This is a genomic window from Streptomyces sp. NPDC055140 (assembly GCF_053607285.1).
In genome coordinates this window covers 228,066-244,750 of the sequence record NZ_JBSGTG010000001.1, presented here as the reverse complement: position 1 = coordinate 244,750, position 16,685 = coordinate 228,066, and the positions used below count along the sequence as shown (strand labels likewise).

Sequence of the window (16,685 nt, the reverse complement as noted above, 5' to 3'; positions counted from 1 at the left end):
GCAGACAGGCTGGAGGCCCCACCCGCGCACCCGAAGGACGCCGCCATGAGCAACCCGCCGCCCCTCGCCGGAGGCCCCCTAGGCCCCCAAGCCCTGCGGCCGTTGCTCGACACCGTCCTCGACGCACTCCACGACGGAGCCACCGCCCGAGGCGGCCCCCTCCCCGCCGGCGGCCCCCACACCGTCACCGCCCGGCTGCGCGAACTCGCCGGCGACCCCCTGCCCCACCACGGCATCGACGCCGCCACCGCGCTGCGCACCCTCGTACAGGCCCTCGCCGAAGGCGCCGCCGACCCCGCCGACCCCCTGTGCGCGGCCCACCTCCACTGCCCACCCCTCGCCCTCGCCACGGCAGCCGACCTCGCCGCTTCGGCCCTCAACCCCTCCATGGACTCCTGGGACCAGGCCCCCGCGGCCTCCGCCCTCGAAACCCTCGTCACCGACGCACTCGCCCATGAGGTCTACGGCGACACGGGCCACGCCGGCCAGCCTGGCCACCCTGGTCAGTCAGGTCAGTCAGGTCAGTCAGGTCAGTCAGGTCAGTCAGGTCAGTCAGGTCAGTCAGGCCGGCCTGTTCGGCCCGGTCACCCGCAGGCCCTGGTCACCACCGGCGGCACCGAGGCCAACCAGCTCGCCGTCCTCCTCGCCCGCGAAGCCCATGCCTCAGAGGGCCCCCTCCAGCTCATCACCGGCGCCAACGCGCACCACTCCCTGCCCCGCGCCGCCTGGCTCCTCGGCCTCCCCGACCCCGTCTCCGTGCCCGCCCCCACCGGCACCCTCGACCCGGCCGCCCTCGACGAAGCCCTCACCGACCTGCCAGGACCCAAACTGGTCGTCGCCACCGCCGGCACCACCGACGCAGGACTCATCGACCCCCTCCCGGAGATCGCCGACGTCTGCGAAGCCCACGGCGCCCGCCTCCACGTCGACGCCGCGTACGGCGCCGGACTCCTCTTCAGCCCCACCCGCCGCACCCAGCTCACCGGCCTCGACCGCGCCGCCACCGTCGCCCTTGACCTGCACAAACTCGGCTGGCAGCCCGTCGCCGCCGGCCTCCTCGCCGTACGCGACCCCGCCGACCTCGCGCCCCTCACCCACCACGCCGACTACCTCAACGCAGACGACGACACCGAAGCCGGCCTGCCCGACCTCCTCGGCCGTTCCCTGCGTACCACCCGGCGCCCCGACATCCTCAAGATCGCCGTCACCCTCAAAGCCCTCGGCCGCACCGGACTCGGCGCCCTCGTCGACCAAGTCTGCGACCAGGCACAGGAGTTCGCCGCCACCCTGAACGCCCACCCCGGCTTCGACCTCTACGACACCCCCACTCTCAGCACCGTCCTCTTCCGCCCCCACGACGCACCCGACGAGCGCATCGCCCACATCCGCCGCACCCTCCTCACCCAAGGCCGCGCCGTACTCGGCCGCGCCCGCATGGACGGCCGGCTCTGGCTCAAAGCCACCCTGCTCAACCCGCACACCCAGCCGGGCGACCTGGCCCAGCTGCTGAAACTGGTGGAAGGAAACACAGCCCGATGACCACCGCGCCCACCCCCAGGCCCCCGCACCCCGAAGCACCCCGCGACCTCGTCGGCATCGGCATCGGCCCCTTCAACCTCTCCCTCGCCGCCCTCGCGCACCCCCTCACCGAACTCGACACCGCCTTCTACGAACAACGCCCCGCCTTCCACTGGCACCCCGGCCTCCTCATCGACGGCGCCACCCTCCAAGTCCCCTTCCTCGCCGACCTCGTCACCCTCGCCGACCCCGCAAGCCACTGGACCTTCCTCAACTACCTCAAGACCCGCGAACGCCTCTTCCCCTTCTACTTCGCCGAGCGTTTCCACATCCAGCGCGCCGAATACGACGCCTACTGCCGCTGGGTCAGCGAAAGCCTCCCCGGACTCCACTTCGGCCACCAGGTCGACGCCGTCCGCTGGAACCCCGAACGCCGCCTCTTCGAAGTCGACTTCACCCAACTCGACACCGAAGGCGAAGCCGAAGCACTCGGCCGCACCTACACCAAGAACGTCGTACTCGGCGTCGGCACCGCCCCCTACATCCCCGAACCGCTGCGCCCCCTCGCCGAAGCTCCCACCGTCCCCGTCATCCACTCCGCCGACTACCTCACCCACCGCACCGAACTCCTCACCGCCGACCACATCACCGTCATCGGATCAGGCCAGTCCGGCGCCGAGATCTTCCTCGACCTCCTCAAGAACCGCCCCCAAGGCCGCGAAAAACTCCACTGGCTCGCCCGCAGCGAAGCCTTCGCCCCCATGGAGTACTCCAAACTCGGCCTCGAACACTTCACCCCCGACTACACCCGCTACTTCCACCACCTCCCCGAAGACGTACGCGACGGACTCGTCCCCGCCCAATGGCAGCTCCACAAAGGCATCGACGCCGAAACCATCGCCGCCATCCACGACGAGCTCTACCAGCGCACCCTCCACGGCGGCTGGCCCGACGCCACCCTCACCCCCGGCGTCTCCGTCCGCACCGCCGGCCGCGTCGCCGCCGCCAAAGTCGAACTCCACCTCGAACACCGCCGGCAGAACACCCGCTCCCGCCTCACCACCGACGCCGTCGTCCTCGCCACCGGCTACCGCGAACGCCCCCTCGACCAGATCCTCACCGGCCTGGACCCCCACCTCCGCCGCGACAACGCCGAACGCCCCCGCATCGACGAACAGTTCCGCCTCGTCCTCGACCCCACCGTCACCGACACCGGCAGCAACATCTACGTACAGAACGCCGAACGCCACACCCACGGAGTCGGCGCCCCCGACCTCGGCCTCGCCGCCTGGCGCAGCGCCACCATCCTCAACAACCTGACGGACAAAGCCCCCTACCCCCTCCCGCAGCGCACCGCCTTCACCACCTTCGGCCTCACCCCCAACGAAAACCGCGCCCCCCGGACCCAGTCCGGAGAACGCGGCAACACCCATCTGATCGAACTCAAGAACTAGGCTCTTTCGTTTCCGAACGAGAGGCCCTAGAACACGGGCGTACCGTCCCGCGTCAGCCGCCAGTCCACCGAAGCGAACTCCGCCGGGTTCAGGGTGCCCTTCGCGGTCACCCACTCGGCGATCCGCGTACGGATCTCCGTCGACTCCGACCACAGCTCCGGCGCCGACGCCACATGCGGGAACGCCCCACCACCGTTCGCCCGGTAGTTGTTCACCGCGAACACGAACTTCTGCGCGTCGTCCAGCGCCGCACCCTGATACGTCAGATTCCTGATCCGCGAACCCGCCGCCTGCGCCACGTCGATGTCGTACGAAAGCCCCGACACATAGTCGTAGTTGTAGTCCGGCCGGTTGTTCGCGTTCGTCAGCTTGTCCACGTCCACGACCGCACCCGCCGCCGTCTGCACGAAATACTCCGCCGAGAACTCCAGGTACGCCCGCACCTGCGCACCCGTCATCAACTTCGCGACCAGCGTGTTGTCGTACACATACAGACCCGACAGATCCCGGATCGTCACCTCACCCGCCGGAATCGACGACGTACGCGAGAACGGCGAAGCCTGCGAAAGGACCGGCAGCGACGCGTACTCCGTCGACTTCAGGGCCTCCGTCACCACATCGGCCTGCACCTTGTTGATCAGATCGATGATCGGCGCGTCCTTGTACCGCGCGTCCACCGTCGTCAGCGTCGTCGTCGCCTGACCCACGACCTGGTTCACATACTTCACGACCAGCGCGTGCTCGTCCTCGAGCAACTTCGTGATCTTCGGGTCGTCCGCCACCGCATTCGAGTTCAGCAGCTTCGACGACACCGACGCCACCGTCCAGCAGCCCCTCTCCCACTCCAACTCGAAGTCGAAGAGCGCCAACCGCTCCGCGTAGCACAGCGGCTCCGACAGAACGACCGACTTCCCGGTCTCCTCGTTCGTCACCAGCTGCTGCTCGATCTCCACATGCGCGTGCCCGACGAGAATCGCGTCGATCCCCGGCACGGTCCTCGCCACATTCGCCGCCGCGTTCTCCACGTACGGCAGCTGATCGCCCCACGACGACGAGCCCGAAGCGCCCGTGTGCGCCGACACGATCACCACGTCCGCACCCATCGAGCGCAGCTTCGGCACCCACAGCGCGGCCTGCTCCTCGATGCCGGGGAACTTCAACACGCCCTGCACATACGCCTTGTCCCAGATCGCGATCCCCGGATTCGTCAGCCCCAGGATCGCCACCTTCACGTCCTTGCCGTGCGGCGTACGCAACTTCTTGATGACGTACGGCCTGAACGCCGGCTTCTCCGTCTTCGCGTCCACGGCGTTCGCACCGAGCAGCGGGAACTTCAACTGCGACTCGAACTTGCGCAGCGTGTCGATGCCGTAGTTGAACTCGTGATTGCCGAGCGCCGCCGCGTCATAACCGATCGCGTTCATCGCCTGCGCCATCGGATGCACCGGACCGTCCGCCGCGGTGATCGGCTCCACGCGCGCGTAGTAGTACGTCAGCGGCGTGCCCTGGATCGTGTCACCCGCGTCGATCAGGAGCGTGTTGCCACGGCCCTTCTCCTCGCGCACCTGCTTCACCAGCGTCGAGATCCGCGACAGCCCCTGCGCGTTGCCCGCCGTGTCCGTGTAATCGGCGTCCTTGTAGTAGTCCCAGTTGAAGACATGACCATGCAGGTCCGTCGTCCCCATGACGGTGAACGAATACCGCTTGTGCCCCTTCGGCCGGCCCCCGTGCGCCTGCGCGGCCGGAGCCGACACCGCCCCGGTCAACGCCACGGCCGCACCCGTAGCAGCGGACTTGCCCAGAAACTTCCGGCGATTCAACGGCATCTCAGATCCCCTCCGGCACCACTCATCGACAGTTGCGACGCGCGTAGATTCTGGCCCCTCAGCCCAACACGCAACAGACCCACGAGGTTTCAATCCGATGACTGTCCGATGCGCTGCTGCCAAAGTGACCCCATGACCCCCGACGAAACGCCCCCCGACGGACAACCCACCCCCACCCCCTACGGCACCCCCCAAGCCCCCCGCATCGCCGTCCGCGGCGAAGCCCGCATCGAAACCGACCCCGACCTCGCCCGCATCGGCATCACCCTCAGCGCCCGCGGCACCGACCGCCGCGAAGCCCTCACCGACCTCACCCGCCGCAACACCGCCACCCTCGACCTCATCAAAAGCTACGGAGAAGCCATCGAAAAACTCGAGACCGGCGCCTTCTCCATCACCCCCGAACTCACCCGCCACGGCCGCACCGAACGCATCCGCGCCTACCACGGCCGCGTCCTCATCACCGCCGAACTCACCGACTTCACCGCACTCGGCGAACTCACCACCCGCCTCGCCGACCAGGACCTCACCCGCATCGACGGCCCCTGGTGGTCCCTGCGCCCCGACTCACCCGTCCACCGCACCGCCCGCCAACAAGCCGTCCACGAAGCCGTCCAGCGCGCCCGCGAATACGCCGAAGCCCTCGGCACCCGCCTCGCGGCCCTCATCGAACTCGCCGACACCGGAGCCGAGGCCCCCGACCGCTACGGACCCGTCCCCGGCGCACCCCACATGCGCATGGCCGCCTACTCCGGCGCCCCCGACGACACCCCCGCACCCCTCGACCTCGAACCCCAGCGCCAAACCGTCTACGCCAACGTCAACGCCCGATTCACCATGCACCCGCCCGAGCTGTGATAACCCCGCCCTCCGAACAACCGCACCGAAATAGATGCTCATCGGAGCACCCCCATGCACAATTCAACACTTGTCAATAGCCCTTCACCCAAAGGTGGTTGGGTAGTCACGCACAACCAATTCGCTACCCACCGGTAAGCCCTAGGCTCGGACCATGCGCCGAGCAAAGATCGTCTGCACCCTGGGCCCCGCCACCGACTCGTACGAGCAGATCAAGGCCCTCGTCGAAGCCGGAATGGACGTAGCCCGCTTCAACCTCAGCCACGGCACCTACGCCGAACACGAGGAGCGCTACCACCACGTCCGAAAGGCCTCCGACGAAACCGGCCGCAGCGTCGGAATCCTCGCCGACCTTCAAGGCCCGAAGATCAGACTCGGACGCTTCCGCGAAGGCCCCGTACTCCTTGAACGCGGCGACGAATTCACCATCACCGTCGAACCCGACATCCAAGGCGACCGCCAGACCTGCGGAACCACCTACGACGGCCTCGCCACCGACGTCACCACCGGCGAACGCATCCTCGTCGACGACGGCAAAGTCACCCTCGAAGTCACCGGCGTCGACGGCCCCCGCGTCCACACCCTCGTCATCGAAGGCGGCATGGTCTCCGACCACAAAGGCCTCAACCTCCCCGGCGTAGCCGTCTCCGTCCCCGCACTCAGCGACAAGGACCAGGAAGACCTCCGCTGGGCCCTGCGCACCGGCGCCGACGTCATCGCCCTCTCCTTCGTCCGCAGCGGCCACGACATCGAAGACGTCCACCGCATCATGGACGAGGAAGACCGCCGCCTCCCCGTCATCGCCAAAGTCGAAAAGCCCCAGGCCGTCGACAACATCGACGACATCGTCGCCGCCTTCGACGGAATCATGGTCGCCCGCGGAGACCTCGGCGTCGAAATGCCCCTCGAACAAGTCCCCATCGTCCAAAAGCGCGCCATCAAACTCGCCAAGCGCAACGCCAAGCCCGTCATCGTCGCGACCCAGATGCTCGACTCGATGATCGACAACTCGCGCCCCACCCGCGCCGAGGCGAGCGACGTCGCCAACGCCGTCATCGACGGCACCGACGCCGTCATGCTCTCCGGCGAGACCAGCGTCGGCAAATACCCCGTCGAAACGGTCCGCACCATGGGCCGCATCATCGAAGCCGCAGAGGAAGACATCCTCGCCAAGGGGCTCCCGCCCCTCACCGAACGCAACAAACCCCGCACCCAAGGCGGAGCCGTCGCCCGCGCCGCAGCCGAAATGGGCGACTTCCTCGGAGCGAAGTTCCTGGTGGCCTTCACCCAGTCCGGCGACACGGTCCGCCGCCTCTCCCGCTACCGCTCACCCATCCCGCTTCTGGCCTTCACCCCGACCCCGTCCACCCGCTCCCAGCTCAACCTCACCTGGGGAGTGGAGACCTTCCTCGGCCCTCACGTCGACTCCACCGACGCGATGGTCGACCAGGTCGACGAACTCCTCCTCCAGTACGGCCGCTGCCGCAAGGGCGACATCGTCGTCATCACGGCCGGCTCCCCGCCCGGAGTCTCCGGCTCCACCAACCTGGTCCGCGTCCACCACATCGGCGAGGACGACTCGCCCAAGTAGGCGCGAGATCAGTATTTGGGGCCTACGTGGGCGTCCATGAGGGCGACGGAGGCTTTGCGGGCGATGGAGATGTTGAAGGGGTCGCTGCCCCTGGCCAGGCTCGTCCATTGGATGTGGACCTTGTCGAGGGTGTCAGTGAACAGCTTGCGGATGTCGTCGGACTTGTTGGCGAAGAAGTACCGGGGGTACTCGTAGCGCTTTCGCTCGCCACCGACGAGCCGAGTCGTCCAGTTGGTGATCCGGCATCCGTCGGAGTGGATGAGTCCCCGGATGAATTCCCACGGGTGAGCGTCGACGATCTCGTTTTGCCATGGTTCGAGGGCGATCCTGCGCTCGTGCTTCTTGCCAGGGCCGTGCTGAGGGAAGAGGCACGGAAGGTGCTTCGAGTAGACCTTGATGTTGTGGCATCCGATGCGTTGAACTCGGCAGACTCCGTTTTCAGGGAAGACGGCCTGCATCGCAGCATGAGTCTCCGCAGCGATGCCGGGCCATGAGTCGGCGCACGTGATCATGAGGTTCGGTACGCGGTGGCCCGAGTAGTGGCTTACGTGGCCATCGCCCAGATACTGGCCGAGCAGATACGAGTACGCGCTCTTGTCGAGAGGGCTGTCATCGCAGCGAGGGCACGACGGGTTGTGCGAGCCGGGACACTCGCCGCGTTTGGACCGGTCCATATGCAGCCAGTACGAGATCGTGCCGAGCGGCACGTTCAAGGTGCGGGCCACGTCTGCGTTCCTCGCCCCGCCCCTGAGCAGGGTCAGTGCCCTCTGTCGTACTTCAGTACCGTGAAAGTTCATGCGACTACTCTGCGTAGCGTCAAGCTTCAGCACGTAGCAAAAAGCGGATGCTCACCAGAATGTGAACATCCGCTTTCGGGGTGCCGGGTGCGGGATTCGAACCCGCAAGCCCTTTCAGGCAGAGGTGTTTGAGACCTCCGTGTATACCGTTCCACCAACCCGGCTCGGCCTGCCGGGAAGTGTACCGGTTCACTGTGATGAGCTGCAGCTAGGTAGTCTCTAGGGGAGTAGCACCCCCTGTCTGGAACAAGGAGCGCCCCCGTGACCGCCCCCGAGTCGCCCCAGCCCGTAGACGCGCCCGACGACGACAAGTCGCACGTCCCGCCGCTGACGACCCGTGTCGTCATCGCCGAGGACGAGGCTCTGATCCGCCTCGACCTCAAAGAGATGCTCGAGGAAGAGGGCTACAGCGTCGTCGGTGAGGCCGGTGACGGCGAGCAGGCGGTCGAGCTGGCTCGCGAGCACAAGCCCGATCTGGTGATCCTTGACGTGAAGATGCCGAAGATGGACGGCATCTCGGCGGCGGAGAAGATCGCGGAGGAGTCGATCGCTCCGGTGCTGATGCTGACGGCGTTCTCGCAGCGCGATCTGGTGGAGCGGGCGCGGGACGCGGGTGCGATGGCGTACCTGGTGAAGCCGTTCAGCAAGAGTGATGTCGTTCCGGCCATCGAGATGGCGGTGTCGCGCTTCCAGGAGCTGCGGACGCTGGAGAACGAGGTCGCGGATCTGACGCAGCGGCTGGAGACGCGGAAGCTGGTGGACCGGGCGAAGTCGGTGTTGCAGACGGAGTACGGCCTGACGGAGCCGGCGGCGTTCCGTTGGATTCAGAAGACGTCGATGGATCGTCGGCTGTCGATGCAGCAGGTTGCTGAGGCGGTTATTCAGGACGCCGAGGAGAAGAAGGCGGCGAAGGACTGAGTTCCCCCGCATACGTCGTATGGCTGAGGCCCGTACCCCCTGGGGGGTACGGGCCTCAGCCATACGCGGGACTCAGTCCTCGCCGAGGTACGCCTTGCGGACGGATTCGTCGTGGAGGAGGTCCTGTCCGGTTCCGGAGAGGACGACGGTGCCGACTTCCATGACGTGGCCGTGGTCGGCGAGGGAGAGTGCGGCCTGGGCGTTCTGCTCGACCAGGAGGATGGTCGTGCCCTGGGACTTGAGTTCGGTGATGGTCGCCATGATCTTCTGCATCATGATCGGGGAGAGGCCCATGGAGGGTTCGTCGAGCATGAGCAGTTTGGGCTGGGACATGAGGGCGCGGCCCATGGCGAGCATTTGCTGTTCGCCGCCCGAGAGGGTTCCCGCGGCTTGCTTGCGGCGTTCGCCGAGGATCGGGAAGAGGTCGTAGGCGCGCTGGATGTCCTTCTCGATACCTGCCTTGTCGGAGCGGAGGAACGCTCCGAGCTGGAGGTTCTCGGCGATGGAGAGCCGGGGGAAGATGCGTCGGCCTTCGGGGGAGTGGGCGAGGCCCATGGCGACGATCTTGTGTGCGGGGACGCCGGTGAGGGGTTTCCCGTCGAAGGTGATTTTGCCGCTGACGGGCTTGAGGAGCCCGGACAGGGTGCGCAGGGTGGTGGTTTTGCCGGCGCCGTTGGTGCCGATGAGGGTGACGACTTCGCCTTGCTGGACGCTGAAGGAGATTCCCTTGACGGCTTCGATCTTGCCGTAGGCGACCTTGAGGTCTTCTACTTCGAGGAGTGCGCTCACTGGTCGTCTCCTTCCGTGGCGTGTGCTTCCGCGGCTTCGACTGCGGCTGCGGCGGTGTCTTCGGGGGCGCCTTCGAAGGGTTCGCCGAGGTAGGCGGCGATGACGCGTTCGTCGCCCTGGACGACTTGGGAGGTGCCTTCGACGAGCTTTTCGCCTTGGACGAGGCAGGCGACGCGGTCGCTGAGGTTGAAGATGAAGCGCATGTCGTGCTCGATGACGAGGACGGCGATGCCGCGGTCGCGGATGGCGAAGACGAGGTCTTCGGTGGCGCGGGTCTCCTGCGGGTTCATGCCGGCGGTGGGCTCGTCGAGGAGGAGCAGGCCGGGCTCGCTGGCCATGGCGCGGGCGATTTCGAGCTTGCGCTGTTCGCCATAGGGGAGGTTGCGGGAGAGGTGGTCGGCCTTGTGGGCGAGGCCGATGAACTCCAGCAGTTCCATGGCGTGTTCGCGGGAGGCTGCTTCTGCCTTGCGGAAGCCGGGGCCGCGGAGGATGGCGGACCAGAGGCCTTCCTTGGTGCGGGTGTGGCGGCCGACGAGGACGTTTTCCAGGACGGTCATGTTGGCGAAGAGCCGGATGTTCTGGAAGGTGCGGGCGATGCCGGCGCTGGTGACCAGGTGCGGCTTGGGGGGCAGGACGGTGCCTTTGTAGGCGACTTTGCCCTCGGTGGGGACGTAGAGGCCGGTGAGGCAGTTGAAGAAGGTGGTCTTGCCCGCGCCGTTGGGGCCGATGAGGCCGACGATCTCTCCGGCGTTGACGGTGAGGTCGACGTTGCGTACGGCGGTGAGGCCGCCGAAGCGCATGGTGACGCCGGTGGCTTCGAGGACGGGGCTGAGGGCTGTGGTGGTGGTCATGGTGGTTACGCCCCTGCCTTGGTGACGCCGACGGTGGAGTCGGGCAGGCCTTGTTCGGGGATGTGGACGGTGTCGTCGCTCTCGTGGAACTCGAGTTGGCGGCGGCGGTTGGCGATGATGCCTTCGGGGCGGAACCGCATGAGGAGGACGAGTGCGACGCCGAAGGCGAGGAGCTGGTACTCCTTCAGGAAGCTGAGCTTCTCGGGGAGCATGTAGAGCAGGGTGGCGCCGAGGATGGGTCCGTTGACGGTGCCCATGCCGCCGAGAACTACGGCGGCGAGGAGGAACGCGGAGTTCGGGGGCACGGAGCCGGCGAACTGGTACGGGGCCGGGTTGACGCTGTAGCCGACGTGGGCGCTGACGGTGCCGGCGAGGCCGGCGAGGGAGGCGCCGAGTGCGAAGGCGATGAGCTTGACGCGGAAGCCGTTGATGCCCATGGCGGTGGCGGCGGTCTCGTCCTCGCGGATGGCGATCCAGGAGCGGCCGATGCGGGAGTCCGCGGCGCGGGTGAAGACGAGGACGACGATCGCGGTGATGAGCAGCATCAGCAGGAAGTAGTTCGCGAAGCGGCCGAGGGAGAATCCGGCGATGTCGTGGTTGCTTCCGAAGTTGAACCCGAAGATGTTGAGGTCCGGGATCATGGAGATGCCGTTGGGGCCGTTGGTGAGGTTGGGGCCGGAGGTGCCGTCGAGGTTGTTGACGGTGATGCGGAAGATCTCTCCGAAGCCCAGGGTCACGATGGCGAGGTAGTCGCCGCGCAGGCGCAGGGTGGGGGCGCCGATGAGGACGCCGAAGACCAGCGACGCGAGCATGCCGGTGAGCATGGCGGCCCAGAAGGGGAACTGGACGCCGGAGAAGCGGGAGAACTCGGAGCCGGAGACGAGGGCGGCCGCGTAGGCGCCGACGCCGAGGAAGGCGACGTATCCGAGGTCGAGGAGTCCGGTGAGGCCGACGACGATGTTGAGGCCGAGGGCGACGGTGGCGACGACGAGGATGTTCACGCCGAGGTTGGAGTTGTGCTCGTTGTTCTCGACGAAGGGGAAGAGCGCTGCCGCGAGGAAGGCCATGGAGGTGGCGAATCCCTTGTGGCCGGCGTTGAGCTGGGCGAAGCGGTCGAAGAGTCCTGCGGCGAACAGGGACCAGGTGCCGAAGACGACCAGGAGGATGTAGCCCAGGAACGTTTCGCTCGCGTCGGGGTCGACGCCGACGCCGTAGGCGAAGACGATCAGTGCGAGGGCGGTGGCGGCGGTGATGACGAGGCGTTGGCCCCAGGCGGGGAGTTTCGCGGCCGGGGGGATGTTGTCGGGCTTGGTGACGTAGTCCTTGAAGGTGTCACCGGGCTTGGGGAGCGCGAGGGCCCCGACCAGGGCGATGGCGGAGCCGACGGCGGCGATGTAGGCGCCGGGGTCGAGGGCGACGAGGCCCTTGAGGTCGATGGCGATGGCGATGGCGCTGAACCAGCTGACGGCGAACGCGGACGCGGCGGCGAGGAGGACGGGCTGGATGGCCGTCGCCGGGTTGAGCCAGCCGAGGCCGCGGACACCGAAGAGGGTGAGCGCGAACAGCAGCGTCAGGACGCCGGCGACGAGGTCGAGGATCTGGAGTCCGGCCGGGGAGCCGTAGTAGGTGAGGTCCCCGGGGAAGTCGGACGTGTAGGTCCAGGACATGAAGGCGCTGGCGATGGTGGCGACGGCGCCGACGGCGATGAGCGGGCGGGCCGCGGTCTGGGGGAGCGCGATGAGACCGCGGGCGGGGGTGTTGGTGTCTGTGGTTGCCATGGTGCTCACGCCCTGTCCGCGACGCGTTCGCCGATGAGGCCTTGTGGCCTGAACAGCAGTACGAGGATGAGGAGTACGAAGGCCCAGACTGCGGACCAGCCGCCGCCGCCGAGCTGCTGCATGCCGGGGATGCCGTCGATGTAGCTGGTGGCCATGGTCTCGGCGAGGCCGAGGACGAGGCCGCCGATCATGGCGCCGTAGATGTTGCCGATGCCGCCGAGGACGGCCGCGGTGAAGGCCTTGAGGCCCATCTGGAAGCCCATGTCGTACTTGACGGTGCCGTAGCGCAGTCCGTAGGAGACGGCTGCGACGGCGGCGAAGAAGCCGCCGATGGCGAAGGCGATGACGATGATGCGGTTGGTGTCGATGCCCATGAGCTGCGCGGTGTCAGGGTCCTGCGCGGTGGCCTGCATGGCGCGGCCGGTGCGGGAGAGGCTGACGAACAGGGCGAGGGCCGCCATGCAGAGGGGGGCGGCGATGATGACGAAGACGCTGCCGCTCTGGATGCTGACGGAGCCGATGTGGACGGTTTCGAAGGGCAGTTGGGGGAACTTGAGGTCGTTCTTGGCGTTCGGGTACCAGTTGAAGACGACCTGCTGGAGGGCGAGCGACAGACCGATGGCGGTGATGAGCGGGGCGAGGCGTGGTGCTCCGCGCAGTGGTCGGTAGGCGAAGCGTTCGGCCCCGATGGCGATGAGGACGGAGACGATTCCGCCGCCTATCAGCATCGCGGGGAGGGCTATCCACATGGATGTGCCGTTGGGCAGAACGTAGAGGTAGACCGTGAGTGCGCCGAAGCCGCCGGTCATGAAGATCTCGCCATGGGCGAAGTTGATGAGCTGGACGATGCCGTACACCATCGTGTAGCCGATGGCGATCAGCCCGTACATCGAGCCGAGGAACAGCCCGTTGGCCAGCTGCTGCGGCAGGGTGTTCACCGCATGGCCTCCATGTGGTGGGGAGAGGTTGAGCAGGGCGTATGAAGCGGGCCGCGCGGTGACGGGTGGTCATGGCCGCGCGGCCCAGAGGTGGTGCTGAGGGCCTGTCCCGGTGGTTTCCACCGGGGTCGGCGGTTCGGTCGGGCTGCGGCCCTCGGTGACCGAACCGCCTGGTGGCCCGGGGTGGTTCGGATCAGCCGTTGAACGTGCCGCTCTTGACGGCCTTCCACTTGCCGTCGACGACCTGGTAGACGGTGAGCTGCTTGTTGGTGGTGTCGCCGTACTCGTCGAAGGAGACAGGTCCGGCGATGCCGTCGAACTTGGTCTTCTGGACCTCGCCGACGATCTTGGCGCGGGCGTCGGAGGGGACCTTGCCGTCCTTCACGACGTTGCCGATCGCCTTGATGATGGCGGTGGCGGCGTCGTAGGAGTAGCCGCCGTAGGTGCCGTAGTCGCCCTTGAGGCCGGAGGCCTTGTACTTCTTGATGAAGTCGGCGGCGGAGGGCAGGGAGTCGACGGGCTGGCCGACCGAGGTGGAGAGGTCGCCCTCGGAGGTCTTGCCGGCGGTCTGGATGTAGGTGTCGCTGAACATGCCGTCACCGCCGAACAGCGGGACCTTGGCTCCGCCGTCCTTGAGCTGCTTGGTGAGCTTCTCGGACTCGTCGTACTGGCCGCCGTAGTAGACGAGGTCGGCCTTGGAGTTCTTGATCTTGGTGACGAGGGCGGAGAAGTCCGTGTCGCCGGTGTTGACGTGGTCCTCGCCCGTGACCTTGCCGCCGGACTTGACGAAGCCGGCCTTGAAGAGCTTGGCGAGGCCGGCACCGTAGGTCTGCTTGTCGTCGACCACGAACACCTTGCGCTTCTTCAGCGTGTTGTAGGCGTAGTCGGCCGCGAAGCCGCCCTGCAGGGCGTCGGTGGTGGCGGTGCGGAAGTAGGTCTTGAACGGGCGGGACTTGGAGGTCTGCCAGTTCTTGCCCTGGGTGAGCTCGGGGGCCGTGTTGGACGGAGAGACCTCGACCAGGTTGGCGGTGGCGAAGACCTGCTGCATCTGGGTGGCGACACCGGAGTTCAGCGGGCCGACGACGCCGAGGACCTTGTCGTTCTGGACGAGCTGGGTGGCGTTGGACTGGCCCTGGGCCGGGATCGCCTTGTCGTCGAGCGCCTGGACCTTGAAGGTCACGCCGGGAACGGTGTTGTTCTTGTTGGCGTCGTTCACGGCGATCTGGACGCCGCCCTGGATACCGAGGCCGGTGGCCGAGTTCTGGCCGGTGAGCGGGGCGTCGACGCCGATGACGACGGTGGTCTTCTTGCTGCTGTCGCTGCCCTTGTTGTCGTCGCGCGATCCGCAGGCGGTGAGCGTGAGTGCTCCGGTGGTGAGCACGGTGGTCATGATGAGCAAGGAACGGTGTCGCACGATCAATCCTCTCCCTGGCGCGGCTCCCGTGGTTGGGGGCCGTGTGTCTCGCCGGGCCGTACTGGGGTGGTACAGGGCCGTGCAGCAGACGCGCCCGGCGGCGCGGTGACTGGCCGTGACTATAAGCGCAGGTGGGTGGGGTGGGGAGCTGAGGAGGGAAGGATGTGACGCTCTTGTTATGACGCGGTGCTCGTCGGTGGGTGCAGTGGGGGCGATTGGGACTTTTGGTCAGAGGGCGCCGGCGCTCGCATGGAGAGAACATGCTGTTCCGCTAAGGAACTTGGGGTGATCTTGGTTCTTACGGGTGGGAGTGTGCCGCCGGGGAGGCGGATGCCGGGTGCTTCGGGGGCGGTGGCTCGCGCTCCGCATTGCTCTGTTGCGGCAGAGGTAACCGAGTGTTACTTCCATGTGAGATCCGTTCCCGGTCCGCGGGGCGGCCCGGAGAGCCCTTTGCGCGGTCCACGGGTGGCGTGCGGAGAGGTGGCGAGATCGCGGGGGCAGGCGCCGCCGAAGAGGTAGCTGTGCTGCTGCTGTGCCTGACGGTTCCGTGGACCGAGGGCGAGGTGCGGCAGGGGGAAGCCGCGCGGGAGGGTGGCGCACTTGTGTACGGAGATGTGCACAGTGGGGGGTTTCGCGGCGCCGCCCTTCACTGTCAGTGGCAGTGCGGGCGTGGCGTGGGTACTCAATTCCGTGATTCCGGTTCTTACTTGACGGATGATCACGGGATGGGCGTCGCGTACGGAGGCGGTGAAGCGGAAGGTGGCGGCGCGCGGGTGGTGCGGGTCCGGGGGGCGCTTCCCTCGTAGTGCAGGAAGGTGACCTGGGGGGCCAGGGGGTGGGGGAGGGTGCGGCCGGGTGGTGGTGAGGGCGGTGTACGCGTAGGTGCCCGCGACGGCTGCGGCGACGAGCAGGGCTTGCGGGGTGCGGCGCCGGCGTGACGGAAGTGCGGCCCAATGCTCCTGGGAACGGAGGGAGTTGGGGGAGCCGGTCCACAGGGTGTCTGCGTGGGCTCGGGTGTGGGTGTGCGGGGCGCCGTCGCCGGAGGGGGTTCGGGCTCGACGGGTCCGATGTCGGCCATGCTCCACGCCGGTGCGCAGGGGGAGGGTCCGCCAATGTGGGCGGCGGGCCCAAATGCGTTTCTGCATCGGGCAGTTGAGTGGTGGGTCGCGTCTTGGTGAACGTCTGTGCTGTGGCGTCCGGTGGGGCGGTGAGGCCTGTCTGTGCGTGGGTCGAACTCGCGTCGGCGGCGGCCGGGTGGCGTGCCGGCCGGCTCCCGTCCCGTGGGGGGCGTCTGCGCTGCCCGGCGCGGCGGCGGTGGCGGTCCGCGCCGGGAACAGCGGCGTGAAGCGTGGTGATCGTTGTGGCGCCCTGTGACGGACCAGCCCGGTCAGGACCGGACCAGCCCTGTCACGGACGAGCCCTGTGGCGGGCGAGAGGCCTCAGCTCTTGGGCATGTCCTTGAGGAGGCAGGTCAGGCGGGCCGAGCAGACCCGCCGGTCCTGCTCGTCGGTGATCACGATCTCGTACGTGGCCGTGGAGCGGCCGCGGTGTACGGGGGTGGCGACGCCGGTGACGAGGCCGGAGCGGGCGCCGCGGTGGTGCGTGCAGTTCAGGTCGACGCCGACGGCGATCTTGGAGCTGCCGCCGTGGAGCATCGAACCGACGGAGCCGAGGGTCTCGGCGAGGACCGCGGAGGCGCCGCCGTGCAGGAGGCCGTAGGGCTGGGTGTTGCCCTCGACGGGCATGGTGCCGACGACGCGCTCGGGGGACGCTTCCTTGATCTGGACGCCCATGCGGGTGCCGAGGTCACCTGCGGAGAACAGGGCGGGCAGGTCGACGCCGAGCGCCGCGTACTCGTCGATGATCTCTTGCGGGAACTTCACGCTGCTGTGCTCGCCCATGGTGCCCGGCTCCGTTCGTCGTCTGTCGGTGTTCGTGCTGTGGGGTGCTGTT

The 16,685-nt window shown here is 67.5% G+C and carries 13 protein-coding genes and 1 tRNA gene; 5 read left to right on the top strand and 9 right to left on the bottom strand.

All coding sequences use genetic code 11. From position 1 onward, the window contains the following. Positions 1-45: 45 nt before the first annotated feature. Both ACWFR4_RS01165 and ACWFR4_RS01160 read left to right on the top strand, forming a co-directional pair. A complete protein-coding gene (locus tag ACWFR4_RS01165; protein WP_453650136.1) occupies positions 46-1,539 on the top strand; it encodes a pyridoxal phosphate-dependent decarboxylase family protein in 1,494 nt (497 codons plus the stop codon). Then, a complete protein-coding gene (locus ACWFR4_RS01160) occupies positions 1,536-2,972 on the top strand; it encodes a lysine N(6)-hydroxylase/L-ornithine N(5)-oxygenase family protein (protein WP_453650135.1) in 1,437 nt (478 codons plus the stop codon). Before ACWFR4_RS01165 ends, ACWFR4_RS01160 begins: the two co-directional genes overlap by 4 nt. A 26-nt stretch (positions 2,973-2,998) precedes the next feature. Here the strand turns inward: ACWFR4_RS01160 and ACWFR4_RS01155 are convergent, their stop codons facing one another. Continuing rightward, positions 2,999-4,798, bottom strand: coding sequence for a 5'-nucleotidase C-terminal domain-containing protein (locus ACWFR4_RS01155; protein WP_453650133.1), 1,800 nt, complete (start codon positions 4,796-4,798; stop codon positions 2,999-3,001). A gap of 132 nt (positions 4,799-4,930) precedes the next feature. On the opposite strand from ACWFR4_RS01155, the gene ACWFR4_RS01150 reads away from it, so the two are divergent. Both ACWFR4_RS01150 and pyk read left to right on the top strand, forming a co-directional pair. Next, positions 4,931-5,656: an SIMPL domain-containing protein gene (locus ACWFR4_RS01150; RefSeq protein ID WP_453466459.1), complete on the top strand. Its 726-nt coding sequence runs from the start codon at positions 4,931-4,933 to the stop codon at positions 5,654-5,656. A gap of 154 nt (positions 5,657-5,810) precedes the next feature. Beyond that, complete coding sequence (gene pyk, locus ACWFR4_RS01145) at positions 5,811-7,247, top strand: pyruvate kinase (RefSeq protein WP_453466461.1); 1,437 nt, start codon at positions 5,811-5,813, stop codon at positions 7,245-7,247. An 8-nt stretch (positions 7,248-7,255) separates the two neighbouring features. On the opposite strand, the gene ACWFR4_RS01140 is transcribed toward pyk, so the two are convergent. Together ACWFR4_RS01140 and ACWFR4_RS01135 are read right to left on the bottom strand one after the other, a co-directional pair. Next, positions 7,256-8,044: a helix-turn-helix domain-containing protein gene (locus tag ACWFR4_RS01140; protein WP_453466463.1), complete on the bottom strand. Its 789-nt coding sequence runs from the start codon at positions 8,042-8,044 to the stop codon at positions 7,256-7,258. Positions 8,045-8,125: 81 nt separating this feature from the next. After that, positions 8,126-8,208: transfer RNA gene (locus ACWFR4_RS01135), tRNA-Leu, on the bottom strand. A gap of 97 nt (positions 8,209-8,305) precedes the next feature. Between ACWFR4_RS01135 and ACWFR4_RS01130 the strand changes: the two genes are divergently transcribed. Next, positions 8,306-8,962 (top strand): ANTAR domain-containing response regulator, encoded by a 657-nt coding sequence (locus tag ACWFR4_RS01130; protein WP_453466465.1) that lies wholly within the window; start codon positions 8,306-8,308, stop codon positions 8,960-8,962. Positions 8,963-9,034: 72 nt separating this feature from the next. Here ACWFR4_RS01130 and ACWFR4_RS01125 read toward each other — a convergent pair whose 3' ends face one another. The 6 genes from ACWFR4_RS01125 to ACWFR4_RS01100 all read right to left on the bottom strand — a co-directional run bounded on the left by ACWFR4_RS01125 (position 9,035) and on the right by ACWFR4_RS01100 (position 16,633). Then, entirely contained in the window at positions 9,035-9,751 is a 717-nt protein-coding gene (locus tag ACWFR4_RS01125; RefSeq protein ID WP_453650131.1) for an ABC transporter ATP-binding protein, read from the bottom strand. Continuing rightward, positions 9,748-10,602, bottom strand: coding sequence for an ABC transporter ATP-binding protein (locus tag ACWFR4_RS01120; RefSeq protein WP_453467041.1), 855 nt, complete (start codon positions 10,600-10,602; stop codon positions 9,748-9,750). The genes ACWFR4_RS01125 and ACWFR4_RS01120 overlap by 4 nt, the downstream gene beginning before the upstream one ends. A gap of 5 nt (positions 10,603-10,607) precedes the next feature. Continuing rightward, positions 10,608-12,380 (bottom strand): branched-chain amino acid ABC transporter permease, encoded by a 1,773-nt coding sequence (locus ACWFR4_RS01115; RefSeq protein WP_453650129.1) that lies wholly within the window; start codon positions 12,378-12,380, stop codon positions 10,608-10,610. A 5-nt stretch (positions 12,381-12,385) separates the two neighbouring features. After that, positions 12,386-13,318, bottom strand: coding sequence for a branched-chain amino acid ABC transporter permease (locus ACWFR4_RS01110; RefSeq protein ID WP_453467037.1), 933 nt, complete (start codon positions 13,316-13,318; stop codon positions 12,386-12,388). 193 nt (positions 13,319-13,511) lie between these two features. Beyond that, on the bottom strand, positions 13,512-14,708 hold the full coding sequence (locus tag ACWFR4_RS01105; protein WP_453467035.1) for a branched-chain amino acid ABC transporter substrate-binding protein: 1,197 nt from the start codon (positions 14,706-14,708) through the stop codon (positions 13,512-13,514). 1,463 nt (positions 14,709-16,171) lie between these two features. After that, entirely contained in the window at positions 16,172-16,633 is a 462-nt protein-coding gene (locus tag ACWFR4_RS01100; protein ID WP_266669429.1) for a PaaI family thioesterase, read from the bottom strand. Between the last annotated feature and the right edge of the window lie 52 nt (positions 16,634-16,685).

Excerpts from the sequence above, each read along its gene's own strand:
- ACWFR4_RS01120 (WP_453467041.1), bottom strand. The coding sequence starts at position 10,602 with ATGACCACCACCACAGCCCTCAGCCCCGTCCTCGAAGCCACCGGCGTC.
- ACWFR4_RS01100 (WP_266669429.1), bottom strand. The coding sequence starts at position 16,633 with ATGGGCGAGCACAGCAGCGTGAAGTTCCCGCAAGAGATCATCGACGAG.
- pyk (WP_453466461.1), top strand. The coding sequence starts at position 5,811 with ATGCGCCGAGCAAAGATCGTCTGCACCCTGGGCCCCGCCACCGACTCG.
- ACWFR4_RS01105 (WP_453467035.1), bottom strand. The coding sequence starts at position 14,708 with ATGACCACCGTGCTCACCACCGGAGCACTCACGCTCACCGCCTGCGGA.
- ACWFR4_RS01165 (WP_453650136.1), top strand. The coding sequence starts at position 46 with ATGAGCAACCCGCCGCCCCTCGCCGGAGGCCCCCTAGGCCCCCAAGCC.
- ACWFR4_RS01150 (WP_453466459.1), top strand. The coding sequence starts at position 4,931 with ATGACCCCCGACGAAACGCCCCCCGACGGACAACCCACCCCCACCCCC.
- ACWFR4_RS01160 (WP_453650135.1), top strand. The coding sequence starts at position 1,536 with ATGACCACCGCGCCCACCCCCAGGCCCCCGCACCCCGAAGCACCCCGC.
- ACWFR4_RS01140 (WP_453466463.1), bottom strand. The coding sequence starts at position 8,044 with ATGAACTTTCACGGTACTGAAGTACGACAGAGGGCACTGACCCTGCTC.
- ACWFR4_RS01155 (WP_453650133.1), bottom strand. The coding sequence starts at position 4,798 with ATGCCGTTGAATCGCCGGAAGTTTCTGGGCAAGTCCGCTGCTACGGGT.
- ACWFR4_RS01115 (WP_453650129.1), bottom strand. The coding sequence starts at position 12,380 with ATGGCAACCACAGACACCAACACCCCCGCCCGCGGTCTCATCGCGCTC.